We start from the raw sequence: 16,118 nt of genomic DNA, 5'->3' as shown, positions 1-16,118 counted from the left end.
ATGATCCGGTCACGACGAGAGGGCAAGGGCATGGTCTTCCTGATAAGAATGGCTTTCTGGTTTTCGCTGGTGCTGCTGGCGCTGCCGCTGACTGTTGGACCCGATGAATCGGGCCGTGAAAGCGTCGGGCCGATCCAGGCACTGTTTGCCGCACGCGAAGCTGTTGGCGACATCGCCGGCATTTGCGAACGCAAGCCCGATGTCTGCGAGACCGGCAAATCGGCGATGCACACCATTACCGCCCGCGCCAAGGAGACCGCCAAGATCGCGGCATCGATGCTGGACGACAAGTCCGCCTCCGGCCCTGACACATCGACGATGACCGGCAGCGTGCGGGAGGACGTCGTCTTGCCCGAGACAGTCAACCTACCGGCACAGAATTAAGCCGTTTCGACGGCGCACCGTGGGCCGTCTGACCTCTCGACGCCCGCGGTGTCCTTGTTTTTTCCGTGACGCGGCGCTGCCGCGTAACTATATCCGGCATTATGACCACCACGATCCAGACTATCCGTGACGATTTTTCCTTCCTTGAGGAATGGGAAGACCGCTATCGCTACGTCATCGAACTTGGCGAGGCCCTACCGCCGTTTCCGAACGAGCAGCGCAACCCCGCCAACAAGGTGCCGGGCTGCGTCAGCCAGGTCTGGCTGACCACCGAACAGGGGCCTGGAGCCGATCCGGTCGTCACCTTCACCGGCGATTCGGACGCTCATATCGTGCGTGGCCTGGTCGCTATCATGCTGGCGCTGTTTTCCGGCAGGACCGCCAGCGAGATCCAGAAGACCGATGCGGAAGCGACATTGAAAGAACTCGGCCTCGACGAGCATCTGTCGCCGCAGCGCGCTAATGGCCTTCGTTCGATGGTCAAGCGCATCAAGCGCGACGCCGAGGCGGCGCTCAAGCAGACTGCCTGAACGCGTTTCACACTCTCCCTGGAATCGCTCTACTCGATCAGGGCTACCGCCTGGCAAAATCAAACGGCGCCCGAAGGCGCCGTTTGGGTCGATACATCTGCTGGCAGCGATTACCGCGCCTTGCGCTTGCGGCCGAGACCCATTTTCTTGGCGAGCTGCGACCGGGCAGCGGCATAGTTGGGTGCAACCATCGGATAGGTCGGATCGAGATTCCACTTTTCGCGATACTGATCTGGCGTCAGGTCATAGTGGGTCATCAGATGGCGCTTCAGCGACTTGAACTTCTTGCCGTCTTCAAGGCAGACGATGTAGTCGTCGTGAACCGAGCGCTTCGGGTTGACCGCCGGCTTTTGCTTGTCGGCAGGCGGCTGTTCGCCGGTTCCGCCCACACGCCCGAGGGCGGTATGGACATCGGATATCAGGTTCGGCAATTCGCCGACCGGCACCGGATTGTTGCTGACATAGGCGGCCACCACATCGGCGGTCAACTCGATCAGCGCATCGCTGTTTCTGGAAGGTGTTTCGACAATATCCATGGTCTTCAGGCCCCAACAAGAGTTACTTCGATCCGCGCCCTTTTAACAGCCAGGGCATCGCACGAATTTGACGCAGACAGAGCTTCTGCGATTCGTGTCGCGGGTACATCAATGAGCCCGCGAACCAAGTAAGTCAATTCGCTCTTCCCGCTATATTGAACGATGTTGATCATTTGTCCCCCAATCAGCTTCAATCTTTCGTGTATCGTGTAATTTGTCGATATTTCTCGCGCCAACCAGCAACGCCTGACGCAACGTCAGCATTCCATTACAGTCCCGGAAGCTCATGAGGCAGGTTTCAATGCTTGATTTTTCTTGGCTAATTGCAGGCGCAAGCTTGGTTGTTCAGATTTTATCACAAAACCAGAGGTTGCCGCCGTCGCGCAAGAATTCAGGCGACACGCCTGTAGGCCGGCCGGATCAGCTAGCCGCTGCCGCGTCAAACAATGCGGGGTGATGTATTTGCCATAGGCCCACCCGATAACGAACTTGCCGTTCTGCATAGGGTCATGCCAGACCTCGCACCAGCGATAGCAAACTTTCTGTTCCTGTCTCCACGCCGGCTGGTTGACGATGTCGAGTCAGGGTACTTCCCTATCAAGATACTTCCAAAGCGAGACGCAATGACCAAGACATCCGCATTTCCGAACGTCAGCCCGCCAACGCCCGAGAAGCGGCCGGTTTTCGACACGCATCACGGCATCACGCGAACCGACGACTATGCCTGGCTGCGGGCCGACAATTGGCAGGAGATGTTTCGGGATCCGTCATTGCTCGATGCGGGGATCCGCGCCGAACTCGAGGCAGAGAACGCCTACAGTTCAAGCCTGATGGCCGACACGGTCGAACTGCAAAAGAAGCTTTTCAAGGAGATGAAGGGCCGCATCAAGGAAGACGATTCTTCCGTGCCGATGAAGGACGGACCCTATGCCTATGGTTCGTCCTTCAAGCTTGGTGGCGAACAGCCGCGCTATTTCCGCATGGCGCGTGACGGGGGCGCCGAGCATATCCTGCTCGACGGCGACGCGGAGGCCGCGGGCAAGGCCTATTTCCGTCTTGGGGGCGTCGATCACTCGGCCGACCACGCCAAGCTCTTATGGGCATTCGACGACAAGGGCTCCGAATTCTACACGCTTCGCGTGCGCGACCTTGCCGATGGCAAGGAATTGGCTGACCAGATCCCCGACACCGGTGGTTCTGGCGTCTGGAGCGCCGGCAATGACGGCTTCTTCTACACTCGTCTCGATCCCAATCACCGTCCGTCCAAGGTGCTGTTCCATGCGCTGGGCGACAGCCCACAGAGCGACCGGCTGATCTATGAGGAAACCGACCCCGGCTTCTTCATGGATGTCGACGGCACCCGCAACAACGAATGGATCATGATCGGCATCAACGATCACGAGACGTCGGAGTACCGCCTCTTAAGCGCCAGCGATCCGTTTGCCGAACCAAAACTGGTCTCGGCGCGCGAGATCGGCCTTCAGTACGATCTGGAAGAAGGCGGCGACATCTTCTTCATCCTGACCAATGCAGACGGCGCCAAGGATTTCAAGATCATGACGGCGCCGGCGAGCGATCCGGTCCGCGCCAACTGGCAGGAACTGGTGCCGCACGAGCCCGGCCGGCTGATCCTGTCGGTGATCGGCTTCAAGGACCACATGGTCCGGCTTGAACGCAAGGAAGGTCTGCCGCGCATCAACGTGCGCGACCGCACCAGCGGCGAGGAGCATCTTCTATCCCTCGACGAGGAGGCTTTCTCGCTCGGCCTGTCGGGTTCCTATGAGTACGACACCGAGATCATGCGCTTTTCGTACTCGTCGATGACGACCCCGGCCCAGGTGTTCGATTACAATATGCGCACCCGCGAGCGGGTCCTGCTGAAGACCCAGGAAGTACCGTCCGGCCATGACGCGGACCATTATGTGACGCGGCGGCTGATGGCGCCGGCCAGCGATGGCGAACTGGTGCCGATCTCGCTTTTGCATCATCGCGACACGCCGCTGGATGGATCCGCACCGTGCCTGCTTTACGGCTACGGTTCCTATGGCATCACCGTGCCGGCCGCCTTCAACACCAACTGGTTCTCGCTGGTCGACCGCGGCTTCGTCTTCGCCATCGCCCACGTCCGTGGCGGCAAGGACAAGGGCTATGGCTGGTACGACGACGGCAAGCGGGCGCACAAGATGAATACATTCACGGACTTTATAGCCTGTGCGCGCCACCTTGTTGCCGAGCGCTACACGGCGCATGAGCGGATCGTCGCTCAAGGCGGTTCGGCCGGCGGCATGCTGGTGGGCGCCGTCGCCAACATGGCGCCGGACTGTTTCGGCGGCATCGTCGCCGAGGTTCCGTTCGTCGACGTGCTGACCACAATGCTCGACGCCAGCCTGCCGCTGACGCCGCCGGAATGGCCGGAATGGGGCAATCCGATTGCATCCGCCGACGATTATCGGACCATCGCCGCCTACTCGCCCTATGACAATGTCGCCGCGCTCGACTATCCGCCGATTCTGGCGCTGGCCGGTCTCACCGATCCGCGCGTCACCTATTGGGAGCCGGCAAAATGGGTGGCGCGACTGCGCGACCGCAAGAGCGGCGACAATCCGGTGCTGTTCAAGATCAACATGGATTCCGGACATGCCGGTGCTTCCGGCCGGTTTTCGCGGCTGGAGGAGATCGCCTATACCTATTCCTTTGCACTGAAGGTGATGGGCAAGGCGCATATTGCAGGAGAAACCCACAAATGATCGATCTCACCACCTTGATCGCTTACATCGCGGTCGTACTCGGCTTTGTCTTCATTCCGGGTCCCGCCACCCTGCTGACGATCGCCCGGGCAACGAGTTCGGGAACCAAGGTTGGCATCGCGACCGGGGCCGGGATCGCGGCCGGTGATGTGTTTCACACCGTCATGGCAATGGTCGGCATTTCGGCGATTATCGCCACGTCGGCGACGCTGTTCAGCCTCATAAAATACATTGGCGCGGCCTACCTGGTTTATCTCGGCATTCGCGCGATCATCGAGAAAACGCCGGGCAACGCGGCTGCCGGTGCGCTCGCGATTTCGGCCGGCAAGGCGTTTCGACAGGCTGTCCTGACCGAAGTGCTCAACCCCAAGACCGCACTTTTCTTCCTCGCTTTCCTGCCTCAGTTCGTGCGGCCTGAAAACGGATCGGTGATGTTTCAGTTGACGACGTTGGGAACGATCTTCGTCGTGCTTGGCCTTTTCAGCACGGTTGTCTTTGCGGTAAGCGCCGGCCGGCTCGGCACCTTCCTGCGCCGGAATCCGACGGTGCTGAGGTGGCAAGGCAGGGTTGTAGGCGGCATCTACTGCGCTCTGGGCGTTCGGCTCGCGCTGCAGCAGCGCTGACGGCGAGCGGCGCGACCTGCCGAGCGCCCTGGCGATCATGACTTTTTGAGTCCCGCCTTGCTCATTTCACTCGCAATTGCGATGACCACGCGCTACCCAGTGCGCGGCTTTTCCAAGCCCGACAGCCCCCAATCGCGCAAAGGTCCACCATGCTGCTCGTCAACGTCTATCTCGACAAATCGCCCATCCAGGGCATCGGCGTCTTTGCCAAGAATTACATTCCCCGCGGCACGCTGATCTGGAAGCTGGACCCAAGATTCGACCGGATCATCGAGGTCGAGACTTATGAGCGCGAGGACGGACCGGTGAAGAGTTATCTCGACCGCTATTCCTATCCCGACCGGCGTGACCCGAACTATATCGTCTTCGAAGCCGACGACGCGCGCTACATGAACCACGCCGACGAGCCGAATTGCGACGTCTCCTCGCCCGAGGAAAGCTTTGCGCTTCGCGACATCGCGCCGGGCGAGGAACTGACCTGCAACTACAATCATTTCTTCGAGACGGGATTTGATTTTCTGGGCGACCGTCACCCGACATACGAAGACTGACGCGTATCCTTTGTAGGGAGTCAAACGACGCGCATTGGTTCTTGGTTTTTGTGCATGTCGGTCAAGACCGCTGTGCACGTTGAGCGACATGCATCAGTTCACTTCGCCGTCTTCTTGCGCGCCGGATAGCCGTTTGGATGCGGCGGGATTGCCTTGAGATAGGCGGCGATCGCAGTGCGGTCCTCTGGCGTTAGTTGGGCAATGTTGCGCTGCACGTCGACCATGGCGCCGCCAACGGAATCGAAGTCAGGCGTGAAGCCGGTTTCGAGATAGTTGGCGATGTCGGCTCCCGACCAATCGCCAATGCCGCCCTCCCCCGATGTGATGTTGGGCACGACGCCCTTGCCTTCGGCAGCCACGGCGCCGGCCAGCCACTCGCTCTTTTTCGTGCCGCCGGCAAAGTCGCGCGGCGTGTGACATTCGCCGCAGTGGCCTGGCCCCTCGACCAAGTAGCGGCCGGCCATCACCGGGCCAGCCGTACCGTCGGGAAATGCAACGACAGGCTGGTCACGGAGGTAGAGCAATTTCCACAGGCCGATACCGCGACGAATGTTGAAAGGGAAACCGAGCGAATTCGCGGGCGCCTTGCCGGCGACGGCAGGCAACGTCTTCAAGAAGGCGTAGAGGTCGGCAATGTCGGCCGGGTTCATGCGCGCGTAGGATGCATAGGGAAATGCCGGATAGAAATGCTCGCCCGAGGGCGAGACGCCCTTCAGCATGGCGTTGGCGAGGTCCTCGACCGACCAGGCGCCGATGCCGTCCTTGGGATCTTGCGAAATGTTGGGCGGTACGAAGGTTCCGAACGGCGTGTTGAGTGCGAGACCACCCACGAGTTGAAGCCGGGCATCCCCTTGCGAGCCCGGTTTTGCGTGGCAGGAAGTACAACCGCCGGCATAAAAGATGCGCTTGCCCTTGACCGCGTCGCCGGGCCCCAGCTTGGCCAGCGTCTCACCGTCGAGCCTCACCGGTGCCGACAGCAGCCACCCGGCGACCGCGCCGACTGCTCCCAGAATGACCAGGGCGCCGACGAGTTTTCTCAGCCAGGGCATCGCCCGCTATCAGCTCTTTTTCACCCGATAGGTCTTGTGGCAGGTGCCGCAATTGGAAGTGATCGCGTCAAACTGCGTCTTCAGCGTATCGATGTCGGCGGGAGCGGTGGCGGTCGCTGCCTTGATGTCGGCGAGATATTTGTCCTCGGTCGACTTGAAACCGGCCATGTCTTCCCAGATCTTCGGCGCCGCTGTCGTGTCGCCAGTATCGCTGCCTGCCGGGAACAGCACATCGGCATCGAATTTCTCGGCATTCGCCTGCAGCGCCTGAAGTTGTGTCAGCACGGCCGCCGCATCAAACGGCTCCTCGCCCTTGACCACTTTCGCGAGGCCGCCGGCGATCTTTCCACGCTCCTTCATCAAACCCTGGCGATCAAGTATCGGGTCGGCAAACGCCGCCGATGCCGCGAGTGCAAGCATAGAGATGGCGATAACAAGCTTTCTCATTCATTTGGCTCCGTGATGAAGGCATTTCAGGACAGGACGTTAACGGATGCGGCGAGTGGAATATTCCCCTCGTCGCGGACGTTTTTGCCGAACCTGATCGCCAGGGGCCGCGACCCCGTAAAGAAGGGCCCTCGGGATGTGAAAACCCCCGAAGGTTGATCTCCAACTTTCGGGGGTCAGTTCAGATTGCCGGGTCTTTCTGGGGATCGATCAGGCCATCCGCGCGCCTTCTCAGGCGTGCAAAGGACGCTGCAACACTTTGATTTTGCGCATGATCCTTTTTTGAAAATCGAATCCGATTTTCGGGGTTATGCGCGAGCCTTTTCGTACAATTCCAGCACGTGATCCCAGTTGATCAGGCTGTCGACGAACGCCTCGAGATATTTCGGCCGGGCGTTGCGATAATCGATGTAATAGGAGTGTTCCCAGACATCGACGCCGAGGATCGGAGACGCGCCATGGACGAGCGGGTTCTCGCCATTCGGCGTCTTTGAGATCGCCAGCTTGCCGTCCTTGACTGAAACCCAGGCCCAGCCCGAGCCGAACTGCGTCGTGCCGGCGGCAATGAAGTCGGCCTTGAACTTGTCGTAGCCACCGAGGTCGCTATCGAACGCGTTCTGCAGGGCGCCCGGCAGCTTGCTGCCGCCGCCGCCCTTCTTCATCCACTTCCAGAAATGGATGTGGTTGTAGTGCTGAGCGGCATTGTTGAAGAGACCGGCATTCTTGCCGAACGACTGCTTGACCACCTCTTCGACCGACAGATCGCCCAGGCCGGCCTCGACAGCGAGTTTGTTGCCGTTGTCGACATACGCCTTGTGGTGCTTATCGTGGTGATATTCCAGCGTCTCTTTCGACATGTAAGGCTGCAAGGCCTCGTAGTCGTAGGGCAGAGCGGGCAATTCAAAAGCCATGGACAGTACTCCCTCGTGGAAAAATCCGGTGTCGATACCGGACTAAGATAGGTCTGGAATGGGTTGGGGCAACTCCGGAATGGAGCGCCGATCGCCTTTTTATCCGCTCAGACGGCGGAAGTCGAATGCGCCCATTCCCAATAGAGTTCGCGCGCCTTCTTGGCCACCGGCCCGGGCTGCAGATTGCGATCCTCGATACGCGTGATCGGCACCACCTTGGAATGATTTCCGGTCGAGAATATCTCGTCCGCTTCGAGGAAGTCGCGCACCGACAGCGTCTTTTCGGTGGTCTTGAAGCCATATTCGCCAAGCAGCGTCATCGTGCGCGAGCGGGTGATGCCGGACAGGAAGGTGCCATTCGGTGCCGGCGTCAGCACATGGCCGTCCTTGACCAGGAAGATGTTCGAGGTTCCGGTTTCGGCGACGTTGCCCAGCATGTCGAGCACCATTGCGTTGTCGAAGCCGCGCATCTTGGCCTCGAGAATGGCACGGCCGTTGTTGGGGTAGAGGCAGCCGGCCTTGGCATTGGTCGGCATGGTTTCGATGGTCGGGCGCCGGAACGGCGACACGGTCACCGAAAAGCCGGTCGGCGGGATCATGGGCGACTCATAGAGGCAAAGGCAGAAGCGGGTCGAGGCGGGATCGGCCGGCACGCCCATGTAGCCGCCATGCTCGGCCCAGTACATCGGCCTGATGTAGACCGCCGTCCTGCCGTCGAACTTCTTCAACCCATCCCATGTCAGCCCGACGATCTTGTCGGCGCTCATCGACGGCTTGAGGCCGAGTGCAATCGCCGAAGAATTCACCCTGGCGGCATGAAGCTCGAGGTCCGGGGCGACGCCTTCGAACCAGCGGCCTCCGTCGAACACGCTGGTGCCGAGCCACATCGCGTGGCTTCGCGGCCCCAGAATGGCGACATTGCCCTCGTGCCAATCACCATCGACGAAAGTCCATGTCGTGGATTGCGCCGCAGCCGCCAGTGTCATCGTGTTGTCCCGCCTCAATCGGTCTCGTGTGAGCCATTGGAAGATGCTTTGGCGGGCGCCGTCAACCGGCATCGAATAGTTTTGTTGAGGCCAGCGACGGGGCGCCGTGCAATCAAAGCTTGCACCTTGTTGCGCCTGCCCTCAAAACTGTCTTCATGCAATACGCCGCCTATGTCTTCGACGCCTATGGCACGCTGTTCGACGTGCATGCCGCCGTACGCCGTCATGCCGATCGGATCGGGCCGGACGGTCAATTGTTGTCCGAGATCTGGCGTGCCAAGCAACTCGAATATTCCTGGGTGCGCTCGCTTATGGGTGCCTATGCCGATTTCTGGCAGTTGACCGAACAGGCGCTCGATTTCGCCCTGCGCAAGGTTCCCTCGGCCGATCCCAGCCTCAAGGCGATCTTGCTGGATGCCTACTGGCGGCTGGATTGCTATCCGGAAGTGCCGGCCGTGCTCAAGGCGCTCAAGGCTTCGGGAGCGAGGCTGGCGATCCTGTCCAATGGCTCACCCGAAATGCTCCAGGCAGCGGTCAAGTCCGCCGCGCTCGACCAGGTCCTGGACGACATCTATTCCGTCGACGCGGTCCAGCGCTTCAAGACCGATCCGGCGGTCTATGACATGGTCGCGACCGGCTGGCGCCTCTACCCGGGCGCGGTTTCCTTCCAGTCCTCCAATCGCTGGGATATCGCAGGCGCCACCAAATTCGGTTTTCGCACGGTCTGGATCAATCGCTCCGACCAGCCGGAAGAGTACCGGGACTTGCCACCGACCCTGATCCTGCCGTCGCTCGAAGCTTTGGTTCCAGGCAGCTGAGACGCGCGCATGTGTCCCTGTCGCCACAGTGGCAACGCAGTCACAGCTTCGCCTTGGTTTGTCCACCTTCCGGCCAGAATCGGAACTGCCTATCGCCCCAGGTGTTGTCAGGCACCCGCGCAGCGATCGGCGCATTGACGCTTTGTTGCGATTTGAGACTTAAAGAAGGCAAACATGTCCAAAATCGAAATCGAATCCTATCGCCTGAGCCGTCGCGGCTTTCTCAACGCCGCAGCCTTAGGCGCTGCTTCGATCGCGGTTTCCGCATGCGCGACCACCGGACCGGGGCCGGTCGAGCCACCGCCGCCAGCCTATGTCGAGCCGCCGCTAGCCGACTATGTGACAATGTACGGCGCGGTCAGTGATGGCGGCTTCGATTTGCCGGCGATCCCGTTCGACAGGATCGATCCGCAGTTCCTGCGCCAGATCGTTCCCGATCCGACCGGCCAGAAGCCGGGAACGATCGTCGTCGATACCACCGGCCATTTCCTCTACCTGGTTCGCCCGGGGGGCCAGGCAATCCGTTATGGTGTCGGCCTAGGCCGCGCCGGTTTCGAATGGTCCGGCGATGCCGTCGTCCAGTGGAAGCAGAAGTGGCCGAAATGGACGCCGCCGGATGAAATGATTGCCCGGCAGCCGGAATTGAAACCATACAGCGCCGAAAATGGCGGCATGCCCGGCGGGTTGAAGAACCCGCTCGGCGCACGCGCGCTCTATCTCTTCCAGGGCAACGTGGACACGCTTTACCGCCTGCACGGCTCGCCGGAATGGCGGTCGATCGGCAAGTCCGTCTCGTCAGGCTGCGTACGCCTGATGAACCAGGATATCATCGATCTCTATGATCGCGTGCCCTCGAAGACACCAGTTGTCGTCACCAGCGATGCCAGCCAGCCAGTGGTGGCGACCGCGAATCGCCGGGCAATCCCGATCGACGCCGGCGTGCCGGAAGGATCGATCCTGCTCGGGCCTCTGAAAGAGATCACCAACTCGATCTTCTGATCCGACGGGCGGCGGGCAACGCCGCTGCCTCCGGTCCTAACGCCCCCGCGACAGGCTGCCCAGGATACCGCGAACGATTGCCCGACCGACTGACGAGCCGACGGATCGAACCACCGACTTGATCGCCGCCTCGGCCACCGTCTGGCGGTTGGACGGGCGCGGTGCAGGCGAGCGCCTGCCATCGGATTGCGGCGCGGACTCGTCGTTGCCGAAGCCCGGAATCGTCCAGCGCGAGCGACCGCTGCCGGCCTGCTGCGCCTGCTCCTCGGCATCCTGCGCATCCTTGGCCTTTTTTTGCAGCATCTCGAAGGCCGATTCGCGATCGATGACCTGATCGTACTGGCCGGCGACCGGGCTTTCCTGGATCAGCTTCTGGCGCTCGGCCACCGTGATGGGCCCAAGCCGCGACGATGGCGGGCGTATCAGTGTCCGCTGCACCATCGACGGAACCCCCTTGGCTTCCAGCGTCGAGACCAGCGCCTCGCCTGTGGCGAGCTGAGTGATGGCGGTCATGCAATCGAAATCTGGATTAGGCCGGAACGTCTCGGCTGCCGTCTTCACCGCCTGCTGCTCGCGCGGCGTATAGGCGCGCAGCGCGTGTTGTACGCGATTGCCGAGCTGGGCGAGAACCTTTTCAGGGATATCCAAAGGGTTTTGCGTGACGAAATAGACGCCGACGCCTTTCGAGCGGATCAGCCGGACCACTTGCTCGACGCGATCGACCAGCACTTTGGGTGCTTCGTCGAACAGAAGATGCGCCTCGTCGAAGAAGAACACCAGCTTCGGCTTGTCCGGATCGCCGACTTCCGGCAGCACCTCGAACAGTTCCGACATCAGCCACAACAGGAAGGTCGCGTAAAGCCGTGGATTCATCATCAGCTTGTCGGCGGCAAGCACGCTGATGGCGCCGCGCCCGTCGCGGGTGGTGCGCATGATGTCGGCGATGCGCAGTGCCGGCTCGCCGAAGAAGTTTGCCGCGCCCTGCTGCTCCAGGACCAGCAGCGTTCGCTGGATAGCCCCGACCGATGGCTTCGTCACATTGCCGTAACGCGAGCCGATCTCCTCGGCGCGCTCGGCGATGTTGGCCAAAAGCGCCTGCAGATCCTTCATATCGAGCAGCAGCAGGCCTTCCTCGTCCGCCAGGCGGAAGGCGATGTTCATGATCCCTTCCTGCGCCTCGGTCAGGTTCATCAGGCGCGACAGAAGCAACGGCCCCATTTCCGAAACCGTGGCGCGGATAGGATGACCCTGTTCGCCGAATAGATCCCAGAAAATGACGGGGAATTCCTGGAAGTCATAGGGGTCGAGCTTGACCTGTTCGGCCCGCTTGACGAGAAAATCCTGCGCCGTACCCATCATCGCGATGCCGGACAGGTCACCCTTGATGTCGGCGCAGAACACCGGCACGCCGGCGTTGGAAAAACCTTCGGCCAGGATCTGCAAGGTGACGGTCTTGCCGGTACCGGTGGCGCCGGTCACCAGGCCATGACGATTGCCATATTGCAGCAACAACTGCTCGGCACGCTGATAGCTGTCGTCGGGCTTGCGGCTGGCGCCGATGAAAATACTGGTGTCGTCAGCCATATGTCCAGTCTCCGCAAACTGATGTGTTCAAAGCCAGTGCCTTGCCGCAGGTATAGTCAGGCCGTTGCACAGCGACAATGCCATTCGTTCAAGTTGGAACCATTCGTCCAAGTCGTGGCAATCGTTCAATCGCGGGAACCCTCCAATCGATTTTTTGAAGCTTGCGGATTTTGCCGGTGTTTGGCAATCGTTCATGGTTCGTGCACGTGGGCCGACCTATATCTTTTGGATCGAATTCGGCCGCTGAAAACGCATTGGATTGCGATATCGAACCGAGGACCGTAGACTGAACCGCTCCAGGCTGGTGCGGGCGCATAAAGCGAGGAAGACGGATGGCCGCCGAAGCCCTGACCAGGGATGTCGAACCAGAGAACGCCGAGCGCCAGCGATGGCGAGCCTTGGCGGAAAAGGCACTCGCCGGCGCATCCTTCGAAGAGAAGCTGGTCTCGCATACCGACGACAACATCCGCATCGAACCGCTCTACGACCGCAGCACAGCGGCAGAACCGACCGTGCGCGCAAACCCGAAATCGCCGTGGATCGTCAGCCAGCGCATCGACGATCCGGATATCGAGCGCGCCAGAACCCAGGCTCTGGACGACGTAGCCCAAGGCGCCACGGGATTGTCACTTGTCTTCGAAGGGGCGCCGAACGCGTTCGGCTACGGCCTGCCGAGAACGGCGGAAGCACTGGAGACGGTATTGGACGGCGTACCGCTCAACCGCGTCCAGGTTCGCATCGACGCCCATCCCTGGAGCCGCGCCGTGGCCGACTGGCTGGTGGCGTTCCTGAGCAAGCGCCGGTCAGACCCGGCAAAACTCAACCTCTCCTTCGGCATCGATCCGGCGGCGATCTTCGCCGGAACCGGCCGGCTGCGCATGTCGATCGAGGCGTTGCAGGCTTCGATGCCGCAGTCGCTGGCGCATTTCTTCTCGATGGGCGTTCCGGGCGTGCTGCTGGAAGCGGACGGACGTGTGTTCCACAATGCCGGTGCGACGGAAGCGCAGGAGCTTGGCATCATGCTGGCTTCGGCGATATCCTATCTCAGAATGTTCGAGACGGCGCGGCAGCCGCTTGTCTATGCCGCGCCCCATATCGGCTTTGCGCTGAGCGTCGACCAGGATCAGTTGCTGTCTATGGCCAAGGTGCGGGCGCTGCGCAGGCTCTGGGCGCGGGTGCAGGAGACCTGCTCGATCCCCAGTTCCACGGCCAACATCCATGCCGAGACGTCGTTTCGGATGATGACAGCGATGGATCCGGAGACCAACATCCTGCGCACCACAATTGCCTGCTTTGCCGCGGCATCCGGAGGCGCCGATTCGATCTCGATCCTGCCGCACACGATCGCGCATGGCTTGCCGGCGGGGTTTGCCCGTCGTGTCGCCCGCAACACGCAGCTGATCATGGCGAATGAAAGCCATATCGATCATGTCGCCGATCCTGCCTATGGTTCCGGCGCGGTCGAAGCGCTGACCAACGAACTCTGCGAGATGGCCTGGGCGCAATTGCAAACAATCGAGGCCGAGGGCGGCATCCTGTCCAGCCTTCGGGACGGACATATCCAGAAGCGAGTTCACGCCGCGGCAGCGCAGCGCAATGCGGCCTACCAGGCAGGCGAGCGGGTCATCATCGGCACCACGCTCTACCCGCTGAAAGGCGAAAGTCCGGTCGAGACGCTGGCAGCGGAACGGCGGCCTGCCTTCACCGAAGGCGTTGCCGTCTGTGAGCCGCTGTTTCCGGTCCGCATCGACCAATCCATCGGAGCCGCCTCTTGATCCCCGATTTCAGCCAGATCGGTTGGGTCCCGCCACCCCGCGCCCCCGTCGAGGTCAAAGGCCAGCGGACGACGCCGGAAGGACTTGTCGCCAAGCATCTGTACAATCAAAGCGATCTCAAGGGGTTGCCGCATCTCGACACCTATCCGGGGCTGCCGCCTTTCGTGCGCGGCCCCTACCCGACCATGTATATCCAGCAGCCCTGGACCATCCGGCAATATGCCGGCTTCTCGACGGCCGAAGAGTCCAACGCGTTTTACCGGCGCAATCTTGGCGCCGGCCAGAAGGGGCTGTCGGTCGCCTTCGATCTTGCCACGCATCGCGGCTATGACAGCGACCATCCACGCGTTGCCGGTGACGTCGGCATGGCGGGGGTAGCCATCGATTCCATCCTCGACATGCGGCAACTGTTCGACGGCATTCCGCTCGGCGAGATGACGGTGTCGATGACGATGAACGGCGCCGTGCTGCCGATCATGGCGCTCTACATCGTCGCGGCGGAAGAACAGGGCGTTGCGCAGAAGGATCTTGCCGGCACCATTCAGAACGACATCCTGAAGGAGTTCATGGTCCGCAACACCTATATCTATCCGCCGAAACCCTCGATGCGGATCGTTTCGGACATCTTCTCCTACACGTCGAAGAACATGCCGAAGTTCAATTCGATATCGATCTCCGGCTATCACATGCAGGAGGCCGGCGCGACAGCCGACCTGGAGCTTGCCTACACGATCGCCGACGGCATCGAATATGCCCGCGCCGGCGTTGCAGCGGGCCTCGATATCGACCGCTTCGCGCCGCGTCTGTCCTTCTTCTGGGCGATCGGCATGAACTTCTTTATGGAAGTCGCCAAACTGCGGGCTGCGCGCCTGCTGTGGGCGACCCTGATGAAGAAGAATTTCTTGCCCAAGGACGAGCGCTCGCTGTCGCTGCGCACCCATTGCCAGACTTCGGGCTGGTCGCTGACGGCGCAGGATCCCTACAACAACATCATACGCACCATGATCGAGGCGATGGCGGCGACGCAGGGACATACACAGTCGCTGCACACCAATTCCTTCGACGAGGCGATGGCGCTGCCGACCGACCACTCGGCACGGATAGCCCGCAACACGCAGCTCATTCTGCAAAAGGAATCCGGCACGACACGCGTTATCGATCCATGGGGCGGCTCGGCCTATCTCGAACGGCTGACGCATGACCTGGCGGCCCGCGCGCTTGCCCACATCGAGGAGGTCGAGGCGCTCGGCGGCATGGCCGCCGCGACCGAACAGGGCATTCCCAAGCTGCGCATAGAGGAAGCGGCAGCGCGCACGCAGGCACGCATTGATTCCGGCGAACAGATGCTGGTTGGCGTCAATGCCTATCGTCCCGAGACGGACATCGAGGTCGACGTGCTGAAGATCGACAATGCCGAGGTCAGGGCCAGGCAATTGTCGAAGTTGCAACGTCTGAAGGGCACGCGCGACGTCGCCGCCGTCGAAACCGCACTCGATGCACTGACCCGTGCCGCACGGGGCAACGAAAACCTTCTGGAGTTCGCCATCCGGGCCGCGCGAGCCAATGCCACGGTAGGCGAGATTTCATTCGCGTTGGAAAGAGCCTTTGGGCGCCATGTCGCTACGGTGCAGACCATTTCCGGCGTCTATCGCAAAGCCCTTGGCGATCATCCCGTTGTCGACGGGCTGCAGGAGAAGCTTGACGCCTTCGAGAAGAAGACCGGAGGCAAGCCGCGTATACTCGTCGCCAAGATGGGACAGGACGGCCATGATCGTGGGCAGAAGGTTATCGCCACGGCCTTCGCCGATCTCGGCTTTGACGTCACCGTCGGAGCGATGTTCCAGACACCCGATGAGATCGCCAGGCTGGCGGTCGCACAGGACGTCCACATCGTCGGCGCCTCGTCGCTGGCTGCAGGGCATCTGACGCTGATCCCCGAGTTACGCGACTCGCTGAAGAAGCTCGGCCGCGGCGACATGCTGATCGTCGCCGGCGGTGTCATCCCTCCACAGGACTATGACGCGGTGCTGAAAGCAGGCGCGGCCGAGATATTCCCGCCGGGCACGGTCATTCCGGAAGCAGCGGATCGCTTGCTCGACCGGCTGCTTTCGGCTTGACAGGCTTGTTATAATAACTGTTGCAACGCACGGCGATTGCGTTATAATAGACGTTGCAACA

At 61.1% G+C, this 16,118-nt stretch carries 16 protein-coding genes; 9 read left to right on the top strand and 7 right to left on the bottom strand.

Translation table 11 applies throughout. The features are described from left to right. The first annotated feature begins 30 nt into the window (after positions 1 to 30). Together NKJ89_RS25825 and NKJ89_RS25820 are read left to right on the top strand one after the other, a co-directional pair. Entirely contained in the window at positions 31 to 384 is a 354-nt protein-coding gene (locus NKJ89_RS25825) for a DUF5330 domain-containing protein (RefSeq protein ID WP_352606715.1), read from the top strand. Between the two features lie 101 nt (positions 385 to 485). Beyond that, complete coding sequence (locus tag NKJ89_RS25820) at positions 486 to 914, top strand: SufE family protein (RefSeq protein ID WP_352606713.1); 429 nt, start codon at positions 486 to 488, stop codon at positions 912 to 914. A gap of 110 nt (positions 915 to 1,024) precedes the next feature. Here the strand turns inward: NKJ89_RS25820 and NKJ89_RS25815 are convergent, their stop codons facing one another. After that, positions 1,025 to 1,450: a Ros/MucR family transcriptional regulator gene (locus tag NKJ89_RS25815; protein ID WP_023760489.1), complete on the bottom strand. Its 426-nt coding sequence runs from the start codon at positions 1,448 to 1,450 to the stop codon at positions 1,025 to 1,027. 284 nt (positions 1,451 to 1,734) lie between these two features. Then, entirely contained in the window at positions 1,735 to 1,953 is a 219-nt protein-coding gene (locus NKJ89_RS25810; RefSeq protein WP_352606711.1) for a hypothetical protein, read from the bottom strand. A 120-nt stretch (positions 1,954 to 2,073) separates the two neighbouring features. Here NKJ89_RS25810 and NKJ89_RS25805 point away from each other — a divergent pair, with 120 nt between their 5' ends. The 3 genes from NKJ89_RS25805 to NKJ89_RS25795 all read left to right on the top strand — a co-directional run bounded on the left by NKJ89_RS25805 (position 2,074) and on the right by NKJ89_RS25795 (position 5,371). After that, complete coding sequence (locus NKJ89_RS25805; RefSeq protein ID WP_352606709.1) at positions 2,074 to 4,197, top strand: S9 family peptidase; 2,124 nt, start codon at positions 2,074 to 2,076, stop codon at positions 4,195 to 4,197. Continuing rightward, on the top strand, positions 4,194 to 4,820 hold the full coding sequence (locus NKJ89_RS25800; protein WP_352606707.1) for a LysE family translocator: 627 nt from the start codon (positions 4,194 to 4,196) through the stop codon (positions 4,818 to 4,820). The genes NKJ89_RS25805 and NKJ89_RS25800 overlap by 4 nt, the downstream gene beginning before the upstream one ends. A gap of 149 nt (positions 4,821 to 4,969) precedes the next feature. Then, positions 4,970 to 5,371 carry an SET domain-containing protein gene (locus NKJ89_RS25795; RefSeq protein ID WP_023760492.1) on the top strand — a complete coding sequence of 134 codons (402 nt, stop codon included), beginning with the start codon at positions 4,970 to 4,972 and terminating at the stop codon, positions 5,369 to 5,371. Between the two features lie 98 nt (positions 5,372 to 5,469). Here NKJ89_RS25795 and NKJ89_RS25790 read toward each other — a convergent pair whose 3' ends face one another. The 4 genes from NKJ89_RS25790 to NKJ89_RS25775 all read right to left on the bottom strand — a co-directional run bounded on the left by NKJ89_RS25790 (position 5,470) and on the right by NKJ89_RS25775 (position 8,764). Next, complete coding sequence (locus NKJ89_RS25790; RefSeq protein WP_352606705.1) at positions 5,470 to 6,420, bottom strand: cytochrome c; 951 nt, start codon at positions 6,418 to 6,420, stop codon at positions 5,470 to 5,472. A 9-nt stretch (positions 6,421 to 6,429) separates the two neighbouring features. Next, positions 6,430 to 6,867: a c-type cytochrome gene (locus tag NKJ89_RS25785; protein WP_023760494.1), complete on the bottom strand. Its 438-nt coding sequence runs from the start codon at positions 6,865 to 6,867 to the stop codon at positions 6,430 to 6,432. A gap of 308 nt (positions 6,868 to 7,175) precedes the next feature. Continuing rightward, positions 7,176 to 7,778: a superoxide dismutase gene (locus tag NKJ89_RS25780; protein ID WP_023760495.1), complete on the bottom strand. Its 603-nt coding sequence runs from the start codon at positions 7,776 to 7,778 to the stop codon at positions 7,176 to 7,178. A gap of 107 nt (positions 7,779 to 7,885) precedes the next feature. Then, positions 7,886 to 8,764: a branched-chain amino acid aminotransferase gene (locus NKJ89_RS25775; RefSeq protein WP_023760496.1), complete on the bottom strand. Its 879-nt coding sequence runs from the start codon at positions 8,762 to 8,764 to the stop codon at positions 7,886 to 7,888. A 155-nt stretch (positions 8,765 to 8,919) separates the two neighbouring features. On the opposite strand from NKJ89_RS25775, the gene NKJ89_RS25770 reads away from it, so the two are divergent. After that, on the top strand, positions 8,920 to 9,582 hold the full coding sequence (locus NKJ89_RS25770; RefSeq protein ID WP_352606702.1) for a haloacid dehalogenase type II: 663 nt from the start codon (positions 8,920 to 8,922) through the stop codon (positions 9,580 to 9,582). A 174-nt stretch (positions 9,583 to 9,756) separates the two neighbouring features. Beyond that, the gene (locus NKJ89_RS25765; protein ID WP_352606700.1) at positions 9,757 to 10,581 is read left to right on the top strand and encodes a L,D-transpeptidase; all 825 of its coding nucleotides are present in this window, start codon (positions 9,757 to 9,759) and stop codon (positions 10,579 to 10,581) included. A 36-nt stretch (positions 10,582 to 10,617) separates the two neighbouring features. On the opposite strand, the gene NKJ89_RS25760 is transcribed toward NKJ89_RS25765, so the two are convergent. Next, a complete protein-coding gene (locus NKJ89_RS25760; RefSeq protein WP_352606698.1) occupies positions 10,618 to 12,165 on the bottom strand; it encodes a helicase HerA-like C-terminal domain-containing protein in 1,548 nt (515 codons plus the stop codon). Positions 12,166 to 12,497: 332 nt separating this feature from the next. Here NKJ89_RS25760 and NKJ89_RS25755 point away from each other — a divergent pair, with 332 nt between their 5' ends. Together NKJ89_RS25755 and scpA are read left to right on the top strand one after the other, a co-directional pair. Continuing rightward, positions 12,498 to 13,940 carry a methylmalonyl-CoA mutase subunit beta gene (locus NKJ89_RS25755; RefSeq protein ID WP_352606696.1) on the top strand — a complete coding sequence of 481 codons (1,443 nt, stop codon included), beginning with the start codon at positions 12,498 to 12,500 and terminating at the stop codon, positions 13,938 to 13,940. Continuing rightward, positions 13,937 to 16,057 carry a methylmalonyl-CoA mutase gene (scpA, locus tag NKJ89_RS25750; protein ID WP_352606694.1) on the top strand — a complete coding sequence of 707 codons (2,121 nt, stop codon included), beginning with the start codon at positions 13,937 to 13,939 and terminating at the stop codon, positions 16,055 to 16,057. The genes NKJ89_RS25755 and scpA overlap by 4 nt, the downstream gene beginning before the upstream one ends. Positions 16,058 to 16,118 lie beyond the last annotated feature (61 nt).

This window comes from Mesorhizobium sp. M0047 (genome assembly GCF_040323315.1).
GTDB lineage: Bacteria > Pseudomonadota > Alphaproteobacteria > Rhizobiales > Rhizobiaceae > Mesorhizobium.
Note: the sequence above shows the minus strand (reverse complement) of the source record. Positions and strands in the feature narration are given on the sequence as shown.

Excerpts from the sequence above, each read along its gene's own strand:
- NKJ89_RS25825 (WP_352606715.1), top strand. The coding sequence starts at position 31 with ATGGTCTTCCTGATAAGAATGGCTTTCTGGTTTTCGCTGGTGCTGCTG.
- NKJ89_RS25820 (WP_352606713.1), top strand. The coding sequence starts at position 486 with ATGACCACCACGATCCAGACTATCCGTGACGATTTTTCCTTCCTTGAG.
- NKJ89_RS25815 (WP_023760489.1), bottom strand. The coding sequence starts at position 1,450 with ATGGATATTGTCGAAACACCTTCCAGAAACAGCGATGCGCTGATCGAG.
- NKJ89_RS25810 (WP_352606711.1), bottom strand. The coding sequence starts at position 1,953 with ATGCAGAACGGCAAGTTCGTTATCGGGTGGGCCTATGGCAAATACATC.
- NKJ89_RS25805 (WP_352606709.1), top strand. The coding sequence starts at position 2,074 with ATGACCAAGACATCCGCATTTCCGAACGTCAGCCCGCCAACGCCCGAG.
- NKJ89_RS25800 (WP_352606707.1), top strand. The coding sequence starts at position 4,194 with ATGATCGATCTCACCACCTTGATCGCTTACATCGCGGTCGTACTCGGC.
- NKJ89_RS25795 (WP_023760492.1), top strand. The coding sequence starts at position 4,970 with ATGCTGCTCGTCAACGTCTATCTCGACAAATCGCCCATCCAGGGCATC.
- NKJ89_RS25790 (WP_352606705.1), bottom strand. The coding sequence starts at position 6,420 with ATGCCCTGGCTGAGAAAACTCGTCGGCGCCCTGGTCATTCTGGGAGCA.
- NKJ89_RS25785 (WP_023760494.1), bottom strand. The coding sequence starts at position 6,867 with ATGAGAAAGCTTGTTATCGCCATCTCTATGCTTGCACTCGCGGCATCG.
- NKJ89_RS25780 (WP_023760495.1), bottom strand. The coding sequence starts at position 7,778 with ATGGCTTTTGAATTGCCCGCTCTGCCCTACGACTACGAGGCCTTGCAG.
- NKJ89_RS25775 (WP_023760496.1), bottom strand. The coding sequence starts at position 8,764 with ATGACACTGGCGGCTGCGGCGCAATCCACGACATGGACTTTCGTCGAT.
- NKJ89_RS25770 (WP_352606702.1), top strand. The coding sequence starts at position 8,920 with ATGCAATACGCCGCCTATGTCTTCGACGCCTATGGCACGCTGTTCGAC.
- NKJ89_RS25765 (WP_352606700.1), top strand. The coding sequence starts at position 9,757 with ATGTCCAAAATCGAAATCGAATCCTATCGCCTGAGCCGTCGCGGCTTT.
- NKJ89_RS25760 (WP_352606698.1), bottom strand. The coding sequence starts at position 12,165 with ATGGCTGACGACACCAGTATTTTCATCGGCGCCAGCCGCAAGCCCGAC.
- NKJ89_RS25755 (WP_352606696.1), top strand. The coding sequence starts at position 12,498 with ATGGCCGCCGAAGCCCTGACCAGGGATGTCGAACCAGAGAACGCCGAG.